The following is an 18,214-nucleotide window of genomic DNA, read 5'->3' as shown; positions in this document are numbered from 1 at the left end:
TCAGGAAAGCGGCGCTAACTAAACGATTGGCTGTGTCCGGTTATACGGGGGCAAGATCACGCTCCTGGCCGAACGCTGCCTTTAATCATAGGCCATTCGCTGCCCCACCTCGTATGCATTTTCATGGCAATAAAACAGGATAAGCGGCGTGTCGTTCGAATAGACCATCGCGTCGTCACGTGAAGGGACAAAAATATCCGACCAATTTTCGACAAGGAACACACTGCTGCATAAAAAACAGTCGTCATCTCCAAACACAACTACGACCTGCTGAATTCCCGGTACACGCGCACGTAACCACCTGGTCGCGATCGCCACATCATTGCCGAATTCGAGCCGCTCGATGGAGGCAACGGTGTTAACGTCCAGGCCGAGATGCGTCTTCGAATCATGAAGGCGCACGACATCATAGGCACGGCGAGCATCCTCGGCATCAAGCCAGACGATATCCGCTGAGTGGTGATTTAGCTCCTGAACCCTCCAATGTGTTGCGTTCATAGTCTCTCAAAATCTAATAGGCTCACGGCCATGACGAACCGCAGCTTGTGGTTCCTGCTCCCTGGCGCATCCCTTAATCTTGGCGCCAAATAAGGCTGTCATGATGGTCCGGCTTTGTCTGCGACAAGTATAACCAGAATCCAACTTTATTTATATGATAAGAAAACAGTGTATCCTGCAATCGCAGCAGCTATATTTTTTATCGATGCACAGGAAAAGCCGCGGTGTTTGTTTCTGCTGGCGGAGTATCTTTTGATAATTGCTATGCCGCTGACCAATACCCAGGCACTGCGCGATGCCGGATAGCAGACGCAGTTACTTTTATCACAATGATAGGGAGATCCCCAAATTGGCGCATATTGAAGAAAGCATCCACATTGCAGTCCCGCCCACGGTCATCGATCAAATCTGGAGCGAAGTCGATCGATGGCACTTGTGGGATCCGGATACAAAGCAAGCCCGGCTCAATGGGCCATTCGCCGCGGGAACACAGGGCAGGATAGTGCCGAACAAGGGGATGGGTATTGCGATGCTGGTTACCGAGCGCACCGCAGGCCGCTCGTTCACCGTCGAGGGCTATATCCCGCTGTTCCGCATCCACTTCGAGCACACGGTTACTGCCGTAGACGGCGGATCGGCAGTCGTTCACCGCGTGTGGTTCACTGGAGCGCTTGCCTTTCTGTTCGGACCAGGTGTTGCCAGACAAGTGCGGCAAGGGCTACCCAAAACGATGCGCTCGCTCAAGGCCTATGCCGAGAAGCGCCACGCGACGCTCCATAATGGCGTGGTGGACGGGGCCAAGGCGACAACAGTCTGACAGATAGTTTCCCCTCGTCAATTCCTTGCAAAGCACCGCGTCAAATTAACGTGCCCTTCCCGTCATGATGGCATACAATTCCTGCGTGGCAGCCAGCTTGCCTGGCAAGGCCGGGCACGGCGTCACGCTTTGACCTTGGAAAGATGTTTGCTTATGACTCTGCAGTTCCCCCTGCCGAATGTACCCCTTGCGCCGCGCGCGCCCTCCATTCTGTCCAAGCCATTCGGCTCCCTGTTTTCCTTGACCCTGTTCTGCCTGATTCCTGCGGCGTCCGCCCTGGCGGCCACGCCTGCCGGCAGCAGTGTCATGCTGGAAGAGCTGACCAGCACGGAGTTGCGCAGCCGTATCGACCATGGCGCCACCACCGTGCTGGTGCCGATCGGCGGCGTCGAGCAGAGCGGGCCGTATATTGCGCTGGGCAAGCACAATGTGCGCGCCGCTCTGTTGGCGCGCCAGATTGCGCAAAAGCTGGGCAACACCATCGTCGCGCCCGTCGTTTCCTACGTGCCGGAAGGCGCGATTTCTCCGCCGGCCGGCCACATGCGTTTTGCCGGCACGATCTCGATACCGCCAGCCGCCTTCGAGGCCGTGCTGGAAGGGGCGGCCGCCAGCCTGCGCCAGCATGGTTTCCGCGACATCATTTTCCTCGGCGATCACGGTGGTTACCAGAAGAACGAGCAGAATGTGGCGAACAAGCTCAATCGGGCCTGGGGCAAAGCTTCCACGGCGAAAGATGCGCGTGCGTATGCCTTGCTCGATTACTATGACATCACGCAATCGGCCTATATTGCCGAGCTGCAAAAACGCGGCTACGGCAGCGCCGAGATCGGCCTGCACGCGGGCTTGGCGGACGCGGCGCTGATGCTGGCGACGGACCCGTCGCTGGTGCGCAGCGAGGCCATGGCGCACGGACCCAAGCCCGGCGTGGCGGACGGCGTGCGCGGCGACGCCACGCGTGCCACGGCTGAACTGGGGCAGATCGGCATCAAGCTGCAGGTGGACACGTCGGTGGCCGCCATCAGGCAGCTGCTACAACGTAACAAGTAAATTCTCCGCCGGCAGTGCTGAACTTCCGGCTTTTGCAACGAAATGACGCGAAAACACATGAAAAAATCTCAACGACGCACCATCGTCACCTTGTCCGTCCTGGCTGCCGCTCTGGCCGGCCTGGGCGTGGCCAGCCAGGTCACCGGCGCCAGCACGCCAGCCGCTGCCGCTGCCGCTGCCGCTGCCGCGCCGGCTGCCGCCTATTCGCCGCTGCCGGGCATGCCGCCGCTGGTGGACCCGAAAAACGTGTATGGCAGCATCGCCAGCAGCAATATGAGCCCCGTCGTCAAGGATCATTTGCGCCGCGTCTACGTGCCCAACCTGCGCTCGAACGACGTGTATGTGATCGACCAGGACAGCCTGAAAGTGGTCGACAAGTTCAAGGTCGGCAGCGGCCCGCAGCACGTGGTGCCGTCGTGGGACTTGCGCACGCTGTGGGTGGCGAACAATGCCGAACGCACGGACAAGGGCAGTCTGACGCCGGTCGACCCCTTGACGGGCAAGCCGGGCAAGGAAGTGCCCGTCGATGATCCCTACAATATGTATTTCACACCGGATGGCAAGTCGGCCATCGTCGTGGCCGAAGCGCGCCACCGCCTCGATTTCCGCGATCCGAAGACCATGGCCGTGCAGTATTCGATCGACACGCCCCAGTGCGGCGGCATCAACCATGCGGATTTCTCGAATGACGGCCGCTACGCCATGTTCACCTGCGAGTTCGACGGCACCATCGCCAAGATCGACCTGGTGGGCCGCAAGGTCGACGGCTACCTGAAATTGCAGATGCCGGCCAAGCGCTTTGCCGAGTCCGGTCCCGTGGGCGGCCCCGCGAATGAAATCTGCAGCGTCAAGAAAGGCATGCCGCAAGACATACGCATCTCGCCGGACGGCAAGAAATTCTTTATCGCCGACATGGACGCCGACGGCGTGCACATCGTCGATGGCGCCACCCTGAAGGAAATCGGCTTCATCCAGACGGGCGTGGGCGCACACGGCCTGTACCCGAGCCGCGACGGTAAAAAGCTGTACGTGGCCAACCGCGGCACGCACCGCATCCATGGCAAGCGCAATGGCAAGGGCAGCGTCAGCGTGATCGATTTCGCCACGGAAAAAGTGGTGGCGAACTGGCCGATTCCCGGCGGCGGCAGCCCCGACATGGGCAATGTGAGCGCCGACGGCAAGTATCTGTGGCTGTCCGGCCGTTTCGACGATGTGGTCTACCGCATCGATACGAACAGTGGCGACGTGTCGAAAGTGAAAGTCGGCCAGGAACCGCACGGCCTCACCGTGTGGCCGCAGCCAGGCCGCTATTCGCTCGGGCATACGGGCAACCTGCGCTAGGCGAGGCAGGTGCAAGGTAATAGTGATGGGGTAACTGTGCGTGCAAGATCCGTCCGCACAGGGCCTGCTGCCTTGCTTGCTTAAAAGGCAATGTTGGCGCATACTGCATTTCCTGTCCCCTTAGCTGTCCCCTTACCTGCGAGGAGTACCATCATGATTCTTGATCACATCGGTTTGAATGTCAGCGATGCCCAGGCCAGCAAGGCCTTCTTTTCGGCCGCCCTGGCGCCCTTGGGCGTGTCGGTGGTGATGGAAGCGCAGGGCTGGGTCGGCCTGGGCAAGGATGGCAAGCCCGATTTCTGGTTTGGCGTGGGCGCCGCGCCGCATGCCGGTATGCATCTCGCCTTCGCGGCGGACAACCGCGCCCAGGTGGACGCGTTTTACCAGGCCGCACTGGCAGCGGGCGGCAAGGATAACGGCGCGCCCGGCATCCGCGCCATGTATCACCCGAATTACTATGGCGCTTTCGTGCTGGGGCCGGACGGTCACAATGTCGAAGCCGTCTGCCACCATCCCGAACCCTGACACCGTTCATTACCAGAAGAGAGCAGCATGAAGCACAGCGCCACCCTGTTTGCCGACGATGCGGGCCGCTATGCCTACGTGAAAGCGGGTTTTTCCTGGCCGGCCCTGTTGCTGGGCTCGTTCTGGGCCGTGGCCAAGCGCCGCTGGTGGCTGTTGCTGCTCATGCTGGCGATGGATGCCTGCCTGTGGTTTGGCAGCCATCTGGCCACCGAACTGCGCATCGGCCCGATGATGCTGCTGATGGCCGCCGCGGAGCTCAGTTACCTGCTGGCACGTGGCTGGTATGGCAACCGCTGGCTGGAAGCGTCGCTGCGCAGCCATGGTTACAAGCCTGTCGTGCCGGGCAGCGGCGCCGCGCGTTGAGCGTGCCTGTCACAGATTTTCCTTCCTGTCACTGACGTTTGCCAAGGGCAAGCTGTCCAGCCAAAACTTTCTGCGCAGCTTAGCGCACGTTTGATCCAGATCATGCCTCACCTGCGGTGCTCACGTAGCCTTGGGACTCGCGTTGCAAAGCATCTTCCCACCAATCGGATATGTTTTTCGCGTTTCGTGGCGTAGCCCGGTCGTCTGCTTCAGCGTTCGACAACCGGTGGTGTCGCCTTGTGTTTACCCAACCGCTATTTAATGAGGAACTCCATGTATCCATATTCCCGCAGTGTTACCCCAGCCGCCAAAAACCACCTGGAAGCGCAACTGGCTTTTTTCAATAGTTTGTCGAAGTCCTTGTTCCAGTCGGTGCAGCACTTCAATGACCTGAACATGCAACTGGCGCAAGGCTTGCTGGAAGAAAGCACCGTGACCAGCCAGAACCTGCTGACGGTCGAGCGCGCCGAAGATGTGTTCCAGGTGGCTGCCGCAGCGGGCCAGCCAGCTGCCGAGCAATTGCGCAAGTATCAGCAACAGCTGTCGCGTCTGGCCGCCGATACGCAGGTCGAACTGGCCAACGTGGCCGAGCAACATGTGAATGAAACGAGCCGTACCGCCAAGGCACTGGCCGAAGAAGTGGCCCGCACCGCTTCGGAAGAAACGGAGAAAAACGTGCGCAAGCAGCAGGAAGCCATGCAGCGCATCGCCGAACCGTTCCAGGCTTACCATCAAAACGGCACCAACCGCGACCAGCAGCGCGGCGCGCAAAGCCGTGATGGCCAAAGCCTGCAAAGCGGCAACCACCAGGGCAGCCAGCAGTCGTCCGGCAGCGAAAGCTCGGCCAGCGGCAGCGCATCGCAAGCGGGCTCCGCACAAAGCAAAACCAGCAGCGCCAGCCGTAAAGAGTAAGCGGGCTGCTGCCGGTAGCTGAATGCCAGCTGAATTCGCATCGCGAGGGCCGAGCCTTGGGATAGGCTCTTAGCTGGCGCAGCATCGTGCATCGTGCATCGTGGTCCGGGCAGAGCGCCCGTCCTTCAGGGGGCGGGCGTTTTGTCGTGGGCGCGCGCGACGGCAGCCTGCGTGGTGGCGCTTTGCGCCGTCGCAAGACGTGGCGGCATGGCGGGAGTTTCCCGCCCGTCCGTGCCCACGCCCGTGCCTGAGCCCATGTTACGTGTCAGCATGGTATTCACCTTGCTGTTGGCGTCGATAAAGGTGCTCACGGCGTCCAGCGTGGGGGCCAGCATGCGCAGGGGGCCGGCCAGCGAGGCGACCAGGGTGGTATGGCTGACCTTGTCGAAATACGTTTCCGTCACGGGCCTGTGCAGCGCCCGCAAGGCCTTGGCCAGGCCACCCGTATTGCGTTGTGGATTGACCAGCTTGTCCTGTCCGGGCAAGGGGGCGATCAGCAGGGCGGGCGGGGCCTCGGCCGTCACGTGGTGGATGGGCTGCGAAGCGGCGGGCGTGTCCGGGTAAAAGAAGAGGGGCCGGGTGGTGGTATTTTCGATCGGCAAGAAATCGTAGGGACCGGCCAAGCCTATCCAGCCCCGCAAGTCGTGCGGGTGCATGCCGTGGCGCGCCAGCAGGCTGGCGTCGAGCGCCACCATCGCCGCATTGTAGGCGCCGGCGCTATGGCCCATGACGAACAGGCGGGCGGGGTCGCCGCCATGGCGGCTCGATTCCATCGCGGCCCATGCCACGGCGCGGGCCGCATCCTGCAAAATTTCCGGGTAGTGCACATCCGGATACAGCCGGTAGTCGGCGATCACGGCCAGGTAGCCGCGCGCAGCGAGCGCGTGGCCAACGAAGGCATAGTCGGCGCGCTCGCCCGCCGTCCAGTTGCCGCCATAAAAGAACACCACCACGGGTACGGGCCCCGTGCGGATTTTTGGCGCGTAGACATCGAGTTTTTGCCGTGGCAGGGGGCCGTAGGCCAGGCCCCGCGTCACTTGCGAGGCACTGCCGGACGACAAGGCATTGATGGCCGTCAAGGGAAAGCAGGCGATCAGGCCGGCGGCCACAGGCAGCGTCGCCAGCAAGCCCAGCAGAGTGGTGCGCACGATCGTCATGCCGTCCCCTGGTTGTCATGAAGGATGTTTGCAGTGTAGGCCAAGCGGCGCGCGGTATGTATAAGTTGTTGCAGTAGCATAGAAATTATTCGGAAACAAAGTTGTCTTGTAGCAGCCATTTGCGCGCCGTGGCGATGACGGCGTCCGACAGGGTGCGCGTGAGCGGCGTCTGGATATCCCAGGCATGCCAGGTCAGGGGCACGTCGAGCGCTTGCCCGGCCGCCACGTCGACCAGCCGGCCGGCGGCCAGCGCCGTTTCCGCCTGCAGCAAGGGTACCATTCCATAGGCATAGCCCGCTTCGATGAAGCGCACGAAGTCGCGCGCCGAACCGAGCACATGGTGCGGATAGCGGCCCGTGTAGCCGAGGCGGTGCTGCAGATAGCGCTCGTGCAGCGCATCCTTGCTGCCAAACGTGATGGCGGGCGCCTGGCTGACGGCTTCCACCGTAAAACCATGGGGAAACCATTGCAGCGCGAACGCGGGTGACGCCACGCACAGGTAGCGCATGCCGCCCAGCGGCGTGGCCGTGGTGCCGGCCACCAGGTCGTTGGCGCTGGTGACGCAGGCAAACACGCGGCCTTCGCGCAGCTGGCTCAAGGTATGGTCCTGGTCGTCGAGGCGGATATCGAGCAGGCAGGACGGCGGCGAGAGCAGCGGCCCCAGCGCTTCCGGAATCCAGGTGGCGGCGCTGTCGGCGTTGACGGCGATGGCCAGCTCCGGCAATTGCGTGGTGGGACCGGGCTGGGCGTCGAGCGCCGCTTCGAGCAGCTTGACTTGCCGGTAATGGGCGATCAGGCGCTGGCCCGCTTCCGTGGGCAGGGGCGGGTGGCTGCGGATGATCAACAGGGTGCCTTCCAGGTTTTCCAGGGTGCGGATGCGCTGCGACACGGCCGGCTGGCTGATCGCCAGCGCCTGCGCGGCCTTTTCAAAGCTGCCCAGGCCAATCACGGCGTCGAGGGCGGCCAATCCACGGTAATCGACGACGCGCATAAGATTCTCTTATATATGGTTAGAATCATTCATTATACTTATATTTACTTTTTCTTTACACTGTTGAAATAGGGTAACAACTCCACTCTCCCGCGCGGTCCCCCTGGTTCCGCACCACCCTCCACCTACCTCTGATGACTTTGCCGTTGCCGGCAGAGCGTGGGCGGCCGTGCGCGTGATGGAAAGCAATAGAAAGGAATCGATATGGACAGCGCAATTTTCTTGAAAGGCATGGGGCTCGGAGCGAGCCTGATCGTGGCCATCGGCACGCAAAACGCATTCTTGCTCAAGCAGGGGCTGAAGCGCCATTACGTGCTCACCTGCATACTCGTCTGTTTGCTGTGCGACGCCATCCTGATCACGGCCGGCGTGGCCGGCATGGGCACTTTTATTGCCGACAATCCTGATTTCCTGCTGTGGGCCAAGGCCGCTGGCGCCACGTTCCTCATCGCCTACGGCTTGCGCGCTGCCAAGTCGGCCTGGCGTCCAACGGCCATGACGGTGTCGGCGGCCAAGTCGCCCGAAGGCTACTGGGCCGTGATTGGCGCGGCGCTGGCGTTCAGCCTGCTGAACCCGCACGCCTTCCTCGACACGGTGATTTTGCTCGGTTCGATCGGCGGCCAGCATGAAGGCGCGGGACGCTTCTACTTTGCCGGTGGCGCCATCATGGCGTCGGCCCTGTGGTTCTTCCTGCTGGGCTTTGGCGCCCGCTATCTGGCGCCCGTGTTTGCCAAGCCCATGGCCTGGCGCGTGCTCGACGGTATTATCGCCCTCGTCATGTGGGCCATCGCCGCCTCGCTGTTCCTGTAATCAGCGGGTCAGGAAGTTCAATACACGGCTGGCCAGCTTGCCATACGGCGGCCACAGCAGTGTCAACGCGCTGTAGCGCGCCTGGTAAAACACGGGACGCAGCTTGCTGAAAGTGTGAAAACCTTCGACGCCGTGGTAGTGGCCCATGCCGGACTCGCCCACGCCGCCGAACGGTAAATCATGCTGGCCCACGTGGTACAGCGCGTCGTTGACGGACACGCCGCCCGACATCACCGTGTCGATCAGCAACTGCACGGTCTGCTTGTCGTTGCTGAACGGATAGATGGCCAGCGGGCGCGGCCCCGCGTTGATGCTGGCGATCACGGCCTCCAGCTTCGTATAGCCGCGCAGCGGCAGGATGGGGCCGAAGATTTCCCGCGTCAGCAGCAGGCTGTCCGCGGGGGCATCGAGCACGATGTGCGGCGCGATCTTGCGCGTGGCGCGGTCCCAGGCCGGACCTGGCAACAGGGAAATCACTTGCGCGCCCCGTTCCCGTGCTTTGTCCAGCGCCTGCAGCAGGCGCTCAAAGGCGGCCTCGTCAATGATGGACGTATAGTCGGGCGTGTCCAGCCGCGGGTAACGCGTGGGCATGATCTGGCGCGCGTGCTCGACGAAGGCGGCGATGCTAGCTTCGGGCAGCCAGGCGTGGTCGACGCTGGTGCAGATTTGCCCCGCGTTCAGGTATTTGACGAACAGGATGCGTTCGGCTGCCGTGCGCAGGGGAAAGTCTGCGCAGACGATGGCCGGCGCCTTGCCGCCCAGTTCCAGGGTCACGGGGCACAGATTGCGCGCGGCCGCCGCCATGACGGCACGGCCCGTCTGGCCGGAACCCGTAAACAGCAGGTGGTCGAACGGCAGTTGCGAAAACGCGATGCCCACGCCACCCGTCTCGTCGAAAAACTGCAGCTTTTCCGGTGGAAAGTAGGCGGGCATGGTGTCGATCAATAGCCGCGCCAGGTGGCGCGAGTTTTCGCTCATCTTGACCATGGCGCGGTTGCCGGCGGCAAAGATGTAGGTCAACGGCACCAGGCTCAGGTTGACGGGGAAATTCCACGGCACGATGACGCCCACCACGCCCAGCGGCTGGGGCAGCACGCGGTTGCGGGCGCCTGGAAAATTGCGCCAGTCCACGCTGCGGCGCTGCGGTTTCATCCATTTTTTCAACTGGCTCAGTACGTGATCGATCCCGTCGATGGCGGGAAAGATCTCCGCCAGCAAGGTTTCGTGGTGGGAGCGGTTGCCATAATCGGCGCTGATCGCCTCGCATAGCGCGTCTGTATGGTCGCGGATGAAGCGCTGCAAGGTTTGCAGGTCGCGTTTGCGCTCGGCGAACGTGGGTAGGGGGTGGGCCAGGCAGGCGGCACGCTGCACGGCCAGGGCTGCAGCCAGTTCGGCGTTCTTCAGCTCCATGTTGTTTGCGACATCAGGCATGTTTCTCCTTGGCCGGCCGGGCAATATGCGCGCCGTTCCAGCACACTATAGTGGACTATGCGGATAAGCGCCGCCGCACGATACGCCGTAAAATGTCCGGCAACTGTACGCTACCCTTTCCAGGAATGCCATGACCCCGACCACGCCAGACTCCCTGCACATCGTGTGCCCCCATTGCGACGCCGTCAACCGCCTGCCGGCCGCCCGCCTGATTGAACAGCCCACTTGCGGCAAGTGCCAGAAGGATTTGTTTACGGGCCAGCCCGTGGACCTGGCCAGCGCCCGTTTCCTCAAGCATATCGAACGCAGCGACATTCCCGTGCTGGTGGATTTCTGGGCGCCCTGGTGCGGCCCGTGCCGCAGCATGGCGCCATTCTATGTGCAAGCCGCCAGGACCCTGGAACCGGCGTTCCGCGTCGTCAAGGTGAATACGGAAGCGTCGCCCGACCTGGGCAGCCGTTTCAATATCCGCAGCATTCCCACGCTGGCCCTGTTTTTGCGCGGCGTGGAAGTGGCGCGCCAGCCGGGTGCCATCGATGCGAATGCCATCATCGCGTGGGCCAGGGATAAAGCCCGTCTTTAAGGCTACGGGAAAACCTTCACTGTTTTTCATTTGACATGTAGTATGGCGCCATATTATATTGCGCCATATGATAAAACTCGAACAGAAATACACGGCCCTGCTCGGTGACGTGCAGCGCCGCGCGCTGGGCGCGGACGCTCCGGCATCCATCGGACGCTTGCGCCTGTGCTTTGAAGTGCTGGGCCTGGCGTCCGCCATCGATGGCGATTGCGCCACGCGCCTGGGCCGGCATGGCTTGTCGGAAGGCAAGTTTGTACTGCTGTCCCTGCTGCGCGACGTGCCCGACGGACTCTCGCCGCACGCACTGGCCGAGCGGGCCGGCGTGACGCGCGGCACCATCACGGGTTTGCTCGACGGCCTGGAACGCGATGGTTTCCTGGCGCGCCACGCGGACCAGGTCGACCGGCGCAAGCTGCTGGTGCGCCTGAGCGCCAAGGGAGCAGCTGCCGCCGCCACCCTGGTCGATGAGCATGCGCAATGGATCGCCAGCCTGTTTGCCGATTTCACGCCGGACGAGATGCGGTTGTTGAGCACGCTGCTGGAAAAAGCCTGGCGCAAGACGGACCGAGGGGCGCCATGAGCCGTGGCGTCGCCGACATCGCTCCCGCGCGCCTGGCCCTGCTGAATGGGGGCAGCGTGGCCAGCGCCACCCTGACGGAAGGGCTGGCCATTGATTTCGCCCAGCTGCTGGCTGCAGCCGTACCCGACATCGGTGCCGCCCGGCTGGAGCGGATGCGCGCGCTGGCCGCCGCCGGCATCACCCGGCGCATGGCCTTGGCGGCGCAATTGCTGCTGGAGGCCAATGTTGACCTGGCTTTGCTGCAAGCGTATCCATCCGACACGGTACGTGGCTGGGCCTGCTTTGTCGTCGCCGCCCAGGCTGGCAGTACCCTGCCGCAACAGCTGGCCGCCATGCGGCCGCTGGCCGACGATGGCCACTTTGGCGTGCGCGAATGGGCCTGGCTGGCGCTGCGGCCCCGTCTGGCCGAGCATCTGCCTGAGGCCATCGCGCTGCTGGCGCCGTGGACGGCGGACCCGTCGGAAAGAGTGCGCCGCTTTGCCTGCGAAGCGCTGCGTCCGCGCGGCGTGTGGTGCGCGCATATCGCCCAATTAAAGGAAGAGCCGCAGCTGGCCTTGCCCCTGTTGCAGCCCTTGTGCGCCGACCCGGCCATCTACGTGCAGGATTCCGTGGCCAACTGGCTCAACGATGCGGCCAAGAGCCAGCCGGACTGGGTACGCAGCCTGTGCGCGCAATGGCTGCTGGAAAGCCCCGTTGCCGCCACGGCACGCATCTGCAAGCGCGCCCAGCGCTCGCTGGCCTGATCATTCATCACCGAAGGAGAAACCATGCATTACCTGTTAGAACTGTACAGCCCGAAACCCGCCTGGCTGGCCCTCGACGGCGCCGCGCGCCAATCGTATTTCGCCACGGTGGGCGCCGGCATGGCCGCCTTGTCCGGCAGCGGCGCCGAAGCGCTGGCCATGGGCGCCGTCGACGGCGGCAAGCTGCACGCGGCTGCCCAGCAATTCTATGCCGTCTGGCGCTTCCCGGACGAGGCGGCACTGGATGCCTTGCTGGCCGGTATCGCCGCCACGGGCTGGCATGATTACTTCGACACCGTCAATGCGGCTGGCCCGGCCGTGGATTTCCCTGCCCACCTGGCGCAGCTGGCGACCGTCTAAGCGTCCGACGTTTTTCCTGCCGCTGCGGTAAAGTTGGTATTTACACGCAAGCCCCGACGTTGATGCCCATCAAACCGCTTTTCACCGTGATGCTTGCCCTGGCGCCCATGCTGGCGTCGGCAGTCCCTGCCAGCCCGCAAGCCCTCGTTGCCGCCGCCCGCAGTCAGGTGGGCGTGACGGTGCAGTACGATCCGCGCTACGAACGCCTGGCCTATCCGGGCGGCGATGTGCCGCTCGAGCGGGGCGTGTGCACGGATGTGGTCGTGCGCGCCTACCGCCAACTGGGGCAGGACTTGCAGGTGCTGGTGCACGAAGACATGCGCAAGGCATGGCAGGTGTACCAGCAGCAGGGGCGCTGGCAGATGAAGGGGCCGGACCGCAATATCGACCACCGGCGCGTGCCGAACCTGGGCACCTACTTTGCCCGCCACGGCACCAGCCTGCCTCCAGCCACGCAAGCGAACGCTTACCGCGCGGGCGACATCGTCACCTGGCGCCTGCCGCGCAACCTCACGCACATCGGCATCGTCAGCGACAAGCAGTCGTGGAGCGGCGTGCCGCTGATCATCCACAACATCGGCGAAGGCGCGCGCGAGGAAAACATTTTATTCAGTTATCCGATCACGGGGCACTATCGTTGGCAGCCCGGTTGGCAACCCCGCTGAGGGGCAGGGGCGCCATGTCTTGCAGGATCGCCAGCACGATGGCCAGCGCCGTGTCGATGTCGAGCTTGTCGATGGCGCCATAGCCGAGGAACAGGCCTTCGTGGCGCGCGGGGCCATGGTAAAAGCTGGCCAGCGCATACAGGCTGACGTCGGCCAGCCGTGCGCGGCGCAGCAATTCGGCGATATCGAGCGGCGCCTGCGCCAGCGCCGCCACGTGGAAGCCGGCGCTGGCGGGCACCAGACGGAACCACGGCGCCAACGGCCCGTTGAACCAGTGCTGCAGCCGTTCGCGCCGCCCCGCATAGATGTCGTGGCAGCGGCGGATATGGCGCAGCAAATGGCCGTCGCCGATGAACTTGGCCAGCGCATGCTGGCCCAGGCTGGCCGTATGGCAATCGCTCAGGTATTTCACCGTCTGCATGGCGGCCACGAGGGCTTGCGGCAGCACCACATAGCCCAGGCGCAGTTCCGGCAGCATGATCTTGGAAAAGCTGCCCACGTGCGCGACGACGCCGTAGCGGTCCATGCTTTGCAGCGCATCCTCGGGCCGGCCTTCGTAGCGGAAGGCGCTGTCGTAATCGTCTTCGATGATGATGGCGCCCAACTGCCGGGCACGCTCCAGCAAGGCATGGCGGCGGGCCATGCTCATCGGCATACCGAGCGGAAATTGATGGGCGGGCGTGACATAGATCAAGCGCGTGCCGTCGGGGATTTGCGCGACGATGAGCCCATCCTCGTCCACTTCGATGCCCACCACGCGCGCGCCCTGGCTGGCGAACACGGCGCGCGCCACCGGGTAGCCGGGTTCTTCCACGGCAACCGTGTCGCCCGCTTCCAGCAGGGTCAGCGCCAGCAGGTGCAGGGCTTGCTGCGCGCCGCTGGTAACGAGTACCTGTTCCTCGGTGCAATGGATGCCGCGGCTGAAGGCGGCATGGCCGGCGATCGCCGCGCGCAAGGCGGGCAAGCCTTCCACGGGGCCATAGCGGCCGCGCGCCTGGTCACCCTGGCGCAGCGCATGCAGCATGCAGGTGCGCCATTCATCCTGCGGGAAGTGCGCGGGCGTGGCGCGCCCGCCGATGAAGGCGTAGCGCGCTGGCGTTTCCTGGCTGGCCCGACGCAGGGGCGTGGGCGTCGCTTCCCAGCGGGCGATGCGCTGCGCGCTGGCCAGCGGCGTGCTCGCATGGCGGCGCTGCGGCGAGGCGTGCGGCGTCTGCACGAAGCTGCCCACGCCGACTTTACCGACCAGCAGCTTTTCGTAAGCGAGCCTCTCATACACGTCGGACACCGTCTTGCGCGACAGGCCCAGCTGGCTGGCCAGCAGGCGCGTGGGCGGCAATTGCTGCCCGTCCGTCAGGCGGCCCGAGCGGATGGCTGCGCTGAGTTGGCGGTACAGCTGGCCGCCCAGGTCGCGCGTGCCGTCGATCAGGATATGTAATTCCATGGGGTATCTGTTGGTGGTCTGCCGTTTTTCGGCAGGATTGGCCTGCCGCGCGCTCTTCTTGCGCTTCTACAATGGAGCATCTCTCATCATCAAGGAATGCATCATGACACAGCAACGACTCGATTTTACACAAGCTTCACCCGACGCCGTCAAGGCCATGTACGCGCTGGAAGCGGCGATTGCCAAGCTGGGGCTGGAACACTCGCTGCTCGAGCTGATCCGCCTGCGCGCCTCGCAAATCAATGGCTGCGCCTTTTGCGTGGACATGCACACGAGCGACGCGCGCAAGGCGGGCGAAACGGAACGCCGCCTGTATGCCGTGTCCGTCTGGCGCGAAACGCCGTTTTTTACGCCGCGCGAGCGGGCCGTGCTGGCCTGGACGGAAGCGCTGACCCTGCTGCCGCAAAGCCAGGCGCCCGATGACGTGTATGCGGCGCTGGCGCAGCAATTGACGCCGGCGGAAATGGTCAACGTCACCCTGGCCATCGGCTCCATCAATACCTGGAACCGCCTGGCCGTGGGCTTTCGCAAGATGCCCGAATAAATCCTGTGTTCGTTCGCGAACAGACGCCTGGCTGGTCCCGGAGTAAGCTGGCGGGACGATTGATCAGCCAGGGAGCAGCCATGCAAGTACCTATCGGAGAAGGCGCCGCAAAGACGCCGCAGCAGGAGGAAGAGGCGCGCCGCGAATTCATCGCCGAACTGTGGCGGCGTTTTGAAACCTTGCAGGAATGGGCCGTCAGCCACTGGCCGGACCAGCAACATCCCTTGAGTTCCGCCGACTTCGTCGAGACGCGCAAGGAGATTTTGAGTTTGCGTTCGCCGGCCGGTTCCTTGAATCAGCCAGTCACGCGCGATGCGGCGGAGCCGGCCCCTGAGCAGGGCGGGGCGCAATATCTGGATGTGACGCCGGCACCGTGGCCGTAGGTCGGATTAGCGGGGCCGCCGAGGCGCTTGCGCGTAATCCGACGTCACCCGTCAACAATGTTGTCGGATTACGGCCCTGCGGGCCTAATCCGACCTACGCTTCAGCCTTGCCCTGCGCAAACACCCAGCAAACCAAACTCACCAGCAATCCCGCCATCACGCCATACGCCAGATTCAGGGCGCTGTCGAACAGCAGCGGCGCCACCAGGCCCGAGACCAGCGCGAACAGCAGCATCTGGATGAAGGACTGCATCGACGAGGCCAGGCCGCTGTTGTTGGGGAAGTGGTTCAGCGCCATCAGGGTCATCGGCGGCATGGCGATCGACAGGGCGAACGAGTAGAAGAACAGCGGCAGCACGGCCCACGGCACTTCGGCGGCAAAGAAGTAGTTGTAGCCGATGTTGGCTGCAGCCGCCACCAGCATCAGGATGAAGCCGGCCCAGATCATCTGGCGTTGGCTATAGCGGTGGGCGATTTTCGCCGACAGGGCCGAACCGAACACCATGCCGCTAATTAAGGGAATGAACAGCCAGGCGAAGGCCGTCTCCGGCAGGTGCAGGATGTTGATGATGAAGTAGGCGGCCGAGCCGATATACAGCGCGAAGCCGCCGAAGGCGGCGCCGATGGCCGTCGACAGCAGCAGGAACTGGCGGTGGCACAGCACTTTCCAGTAATTGACGGCGATGTCGCCCAGGTGGAAGGCGTGGCGCTGCTCCTTCGGCAGGCTTTCCGGCAGCGCGCGCCAGACGACGATGAACATCAGCACGCCGAAGGCCGTGAGGAACCAGAAAATCCAGCGCCAGCCCAGGCTCACCTGCAGCCAGCCGCCCAGCACGGGCGCGATGGCCGGCGCCAGCGCGAACACCATCATGATGTGCGAGAGGATTTTTTGCGCGGCGGCGCCCGAGTAGCGGTCTTGCACGATGGCGCGGCCGATCACGGAACCGGCGCCCGCCGACAGGCCCTGCAGCACGCGCCAGGCCAGCAGCCAGCCCAGCGACGGCGCCAGCGCGGCGCCCACGGAGGCGATCACATACAGCACCAGCGAGACGAGAATCACGGGACGGCGGCCGAACGAGTCGGACAGGGTGCCGTAAAACAGCATCATGAAGGCGAACGTGAACAGGAAAAAGCTCAGGGTCTGCTGCACCAGCAGGGGGCTGGCATTGAAATCTTGCGTGATGGCGGGGAAAGACGGCAGATAGGTGTCAATTGCAAGCGGTCCGACCATCGCCAGGCCCGCCAAAATCCAGGTTAATAATTTAGTCATGTTGAAGAGTGTTTTTGTTAGTCCGTCATTTTACGCTAGCGGCGGGAATCGGGTCCGGTGTCGCGGCGGCTGGCCATCCATATGCGTTTTTCGCATATCAAACCTCGCAATTCTTCGTTGGCTTTGCCTGTCTGCGCCGTTAAGCTGGGGCGACCCGGCCTGTTTGCCGTTTTCTGGAAGTGATACGCCATGCACAGTATTTATCCCGCGGCGCCCGCCGACGACACGGCCCAGTGGAACCTGGGGCCTGTGATCCAGGCGCTGCGCAGCTCGCGCGAAGACAAGCACAAGATCCGCCATAACGGCAGGGTGCGCGAACTGCCGTCGCGCGAAGCGCTGACCACCATCGTCAACGGCCTGTCGGCGGCGCTGTTTCCCACGCATTACGGGCGGCCGAATCTGACCGATGAAAGCATCGACTATTTTGTCGGCGACACGCTCAACACTACCCTGAACCGCCTCAGCGAGCAGGTGCGGCGCGGTTTGCTGTTCTCCGCTCCGGCTCACGCCGTGCCGGCCGGCGATGAGGGTGATGGCGCCAGCGACGACGCGGCCCTGGCGCAGCAGGCGCGCGACATCACGCGCGCGTTTGCCGCCAGCCTGCCCGATATCCGCGCCCTGCTGGTGTCGGACGTGCAGGCCGCCTATGCGGGCGACCCGGCCGCCACCTCGGTGGCCGAGATCATGCTGTGCTATCCGGGTACCATCGCCATTTTGTACCACCGCCTCGCGCACCGGCTGCACGCGCTCGGCGCGCCGTTCCTGGCGCGCCTGATCGCCGACATCGCGCACACGCTGACGGGCATCGACATCCACCCGGGCGCGCACATCGGCGCATCCTTCTTCATCGACCACGGCACGGGCGTGGTGATCGGCGAGACGGCCATCATCGGCCAGCGCGTGCGCCTGTACCAGGCCGTCACGCTGGGCGCCAAGCGTTTTCCGGCCGACGCTTCCGGCGCGCTGATCAAGGGCACGCCGCGTCACCCCATCGTCGAGGACGACGTGGTCATCTACGCGGGCGCGACCGTGCTGGGGCGCATCACCATCGGTGCGGGATCGACCATCGGGGGGAATGTGTGGCTGACGCAGAGCGTGCCGCCTGAGAGTAACGTATCGCAGGCGCAGATGCGCAACGATTGAGAAGAGTGAAAGGGAAAACGAACCCCAGCGCAGAAACTGGGGTCGTACCCTGAGGGTACGACCCCGGTATTTGCGGTTGGGTTTACTTCACCGTCAGCGCTTCATAGCGCGCCACGGGCACGCCATCCTTCAGCAGCAGCAATTCCTGGTCGGCGTAGCGGTAGCCATTGACTTCGCCCAGGGTGGTCAGGAGCTCGCGTTCGAGGTCCATGTCCTGCGGCTGGCACATCATCATGGTGCCGGCCATCTGTGCAAAGTTCAGGGTGCTGACGCCATCGCTGGTGTAGCCGCCCATCATCTGGTTGCAACCGCTATGGCCACTGGCGCGGCCTTCGGCCAGCAGCAGCGTCACGTCGCGTTGCTCGGGCGCCTTGCGCACGATTTTCTTGCCCTTCAATTCCTTCAGCTTCCACTGCGTGCCCGTCAGCTTGGGCGCCGGCTTGGCGGGCGAAGTGGCGCCTGGCGCGGCGGCGGCGGCGTCGCTGCGCACGGGCGTTTGCGCACAGCCGGCGGTGATGGCGACGATGGCGGCGAGGGGAATCAATCTGGCGAGTGTGAACATGGCATTTCCTGGTTAAAGTGATAGCCGCCAGCGTAGCAGATCGGCGCC

The 18,214-nt window shown here is 63.6% G+C and carries 22 protein-coding genes; 15 read left to right on the top strand and 7 right to left on the bottom strand.

Going from position 1 to position 18,214, the window contains the following annotated elements:
* Positions 1–81: 81 nt before the first annotated feature.
* Positions 82–498, bottom strand: coding sequence for a hypothetical protein (locus K0F86_RS22335; RefSeq protein WP_219136365.1), 417 nt, complete (start codon positions 496–498; stop codon positions 82–84).
* A 349-nt stretch (positions 499–847) separates the two neighbouring features.
* On the opposite strand from K0F86_RS22335, the gene K0F86_RS22330 reads away from it, so the two are divergent.
* The 6 genes from K0F86_RS22330 (at position 848) to K0F86_RS22305 (ending at position 5,503) form a co-directional block, all read left to right on the top strand.
* Positions 848–1,315 (top strand): SRPBCC family protein, encoded by a 468-nt coding sequence (locus K0F86_RS22330; protein WP_257572303.1) that lies wholly within the window; start codon positions 848–850, stop codon positions 1,313–1,315.
* Positions 1,316–1,462: 147 nt separating this feature from the next.
* Entirely contained in the window at positions 1,463–2,362 is a 900-nt protein-coding gene (locus K0F86_RS22325; RefSeq protein WP_374197314.1) for a creatininase family protein, read from the top strand.
* A 57-nt stretch (positions 2,363–2,419) separates the two neighbouring features.
* Complete coding sequence (locus K0F86_RS22320; protein ID WP_219136363.1) at positions 2,420–3,703, top strand: YncE family protein; 1,284 nt, start codon at positions 2,420–2,422, stop codon at positions 3,701–3,703.
* Between the two features lie 153 nt (positions 3,704–3,856).
* Positions 3,857–4,228: a VOC family protein gene (locus K0F86_RS22315; protein ID WP_219136362.1), complete on the top strand. Its 372-nt coding sequence runs from the start codon at positions 3,857–3,859 to the stop codon at positions 4,226–4,228.
* Positions 4,229–4,255: 27 nt separating this feature from the next.
* Positions 4,256–4,591 (top strand): hypothetical protein, encoded by a 336-nt coding sequence (locus K0F86_RS22310; protein ID WP_219136361.1) that lies wholly within the window; start codon positions 4,256–4,258, stop codon positions 4,589–4,591.
* Positions 4,592–4,864: 273 nt separating this feature from the next.
* On the top strand, positions 4,865–5,503 hold the full coding sequence (locus tag K0F86_RS22305) for a phasin family protein (protein WP_219136360.1): 639 nt from the start codon (positions 4,865–4,867) through the stop codon (positions 5,501–5,503).
* A 125-nt stretch (positions 5,504–5,628) separates the two neighbouring features.
* On the opposite strand, the gene K0F86_RS22300 is transcribed toward K0F86_RS22305, so the two are convergent.
* Entirely contained in the window at positions 5,629–6,660 is a 1,032-nt protein-coding gene (locus K0F86_RS22300; protein WP_219136359.1) for an alpha/beta hydrolase, read from the bottom strand.
* An 85-nt stretch (positions 6,661–6,745) separates the two neighbouring features.
* Positions 6,746–7,651: a LysR family transcriptional regulator ArgP gene (locus K0F86_RS22295; protein WP_219136358.1), complete on the bottom strand. Its 906-nt coding sequence runs from the start codon at positions 7,649–7,651 to the stop codon at positions 6,746–6,748.
* 204 nt (positions 7,652–7,855) lie between these two features.
* On the opposite strand from K0F86_RS22295, the gene K0F86_RS22290 reads away from it, so the two are divergent.
* A complete protein-coding gene (locus K0F86_RS22290) occupies positions 7,856–8,461 on the top strand; it encodes a LysE/ArgO family amino acid transporter (RefSeq protein ID WP_219136357.1) in 606 nt (201 codons plus the stop codon).
* Here the strand turns inward: K0F86_RS22290 and K0F86_RS22285 are convergent, their stop codons facing one another.
* Positions 8,462–9,892, bottom strand: coding sequence for a coniferyl aldehyde dehydrogenase (locus K0F86_RS22285; protein WP_219136356.1), 1,431 nt, complete (start codon positions 9,890–9,892; stop codon positions 8,462–8,464).
* Between the two features lie 130 nt (positions 9,893–10,022).
* Here K0F86_RS22285 and trxC point away from each other — a divergent pair, with 130 nt between their 5' ends.
* From trxC to K0F86_RS22260, 5 genes are all read left to right on the top strand, one after another.
* A complete protein-coding gene (gene trxC / locus K0F86_RS22280; RefSeq protein ID WP_219136355.1) occupies positions 10,023–10,475 on the top strand; it encodes a thioredoxin TrxC in 453 nt (150 codons plus the stop codon).
* Positions 10,476–10,545: 70 nt separating this feature from the next.
* Positions 10,546–11,055, top strand: coding sequence for a MarR family winged helix-turn-helix transcriptional regulator (locus tag K0F86_RS22275; RefSeq protein WP_219136373.1), 510 nt, complete (start codon positions 10,546–10,548; stop codon positions 11,053–11,055).
* Entirely contained in the window at positions 11,052–11,798 is a 747-nt protein-coding gene (locus K0F86_RS22270) for a HEAT repeat domain-containing protein (protein ID WP_219136354.1), read from the top strand. The genes K0F86_RS22275 and K0F86_RS22270 overlap by 4 nt, the downstream gene beginning before the upstream one ends.
* Positions 11,799–11,822: 24 nt before the next feature.
* Positions 11,823–12,158 (top strand): DUF6616 family protein, encoded by a 336-nt coding sequence (locus K0F86_RS22265; protein WP_219136353.1) that lies wholly within the window; start codon positions 11,823–11,825, stop codon positions 12,156–12,158.
* A 62-nt stretch (positions 12,159–12,220) separates the two neighbouring features.
* A complete protein-coding gene (locus K0F86_RS22260; protein ID WP_219136352.1) occupies positions 12,221–12,823 on the top strand; it encodes a DUF1287 domain-containing protein in 603 nt (200 codons plus the stop codon).
* Here K0F86_RS22260 and K0F86_RS22255 read toward each other — a convergent pair.
* On the bottom strand, positions 12,780–14,264 hold the full coding sequence (locus tag K0F86_RS22255; RefSeq protein ID WP_219136351.1) for a PLP-dependent aminotransferase family protein: 1,485 nt from the start codon (positions 14,262–14,264) through the stop codon (positions 12,780–12,782). The genes K0F86_RS22260 and K0F86_RS22255 overlap by 44 nt on opposite strands.
* Before the next feature lie 103 nt (positions 14,265–14,367).
* Here K0F86_RS22255 and K0F86_RS22250 point away from each other — a divergent pair, with 103 nt between their 5' ends.
* Entirely contained in the window at positions 14,368–14,808 is a 441-nt protein-coding gene (locus K0F86_RS22250; protein ID WP_219136350.1) for a carboxymuconolactone decarboxylase family protein, read from the top strand.
* Between the two features lie 80 nt (positions 14,809–14,888).
* Entirely contained in the window at positions 14,889–15,191 is a 303-nt protein-coding gene (locus K0F86_RS22245; RefSeq protein ID WP_219136349.1) for a hypothetical protein, read from the top strand.
* Between the two features lie 94 nt (positions 15,192–15,285).
* Here the strand turns inward: K0F86_RS22245 and K0F86_RS22240 are convergent, their stop codons facing one another.
* Positions 15,286–16,461: a multidrug effflux MFS transporter gene (locus tag K0F86_RS22240; RefSeq protein ID WP_219136348.1), complete on the bottom strand. Its 1,176-nt coding sequence runs from the start codon at positions 16,459–16,461 to the stop codon at positions 15,286–15,288.
* A gap of 189 nt (positions 16,462–16,650) precedes the next feature.
* Between K0F86_RS22240 and epsC the strand changes: the two genes are divergently transcribed.
* Complete coding sequence (gene epsC / locus K0F86_RS22235) at positions 16,651–17,604, top strand: serine O-acetyltransferase EpsC (RefSeq protein ID WP_099379658.1); 954 nt, start codon at positions 16,651–16,653, stop codon at positions 17,602–17,604.
* Between the two features lie 82 nt (positions 17,605–17,686).
* On the opposite strand, the gene K0F86_RS22230 is transcribed toward epsC, so the two are convergent.
* Positions 17,687–18,166 (bottom strand): META domain-containing protein, encoded by a 480-nt coding sequence (locus tag K0F86_RS22230; RefSeq protein ID WP_219136347.1) that lies wholly within the window; start codon positions 18,164–18,166, stop codon positions 17,687–17,689.
* Positions 18,167–18,214 lie beyond the last annotated feature (48 nt).

Origin of the sequence: Janthinobacterium sp. UMAB-60, assembly GCF_900095235.1 — a bacterium.
Lineage (GTDB): Bacteria > Pseudomonadota > Gammaproteobacteria > Burkholderiales > Burkholderiaceae_D > Janthinobacterium.
This window is presented reverse-complemented; position numbering and strand designations above follow the sequence as displayed.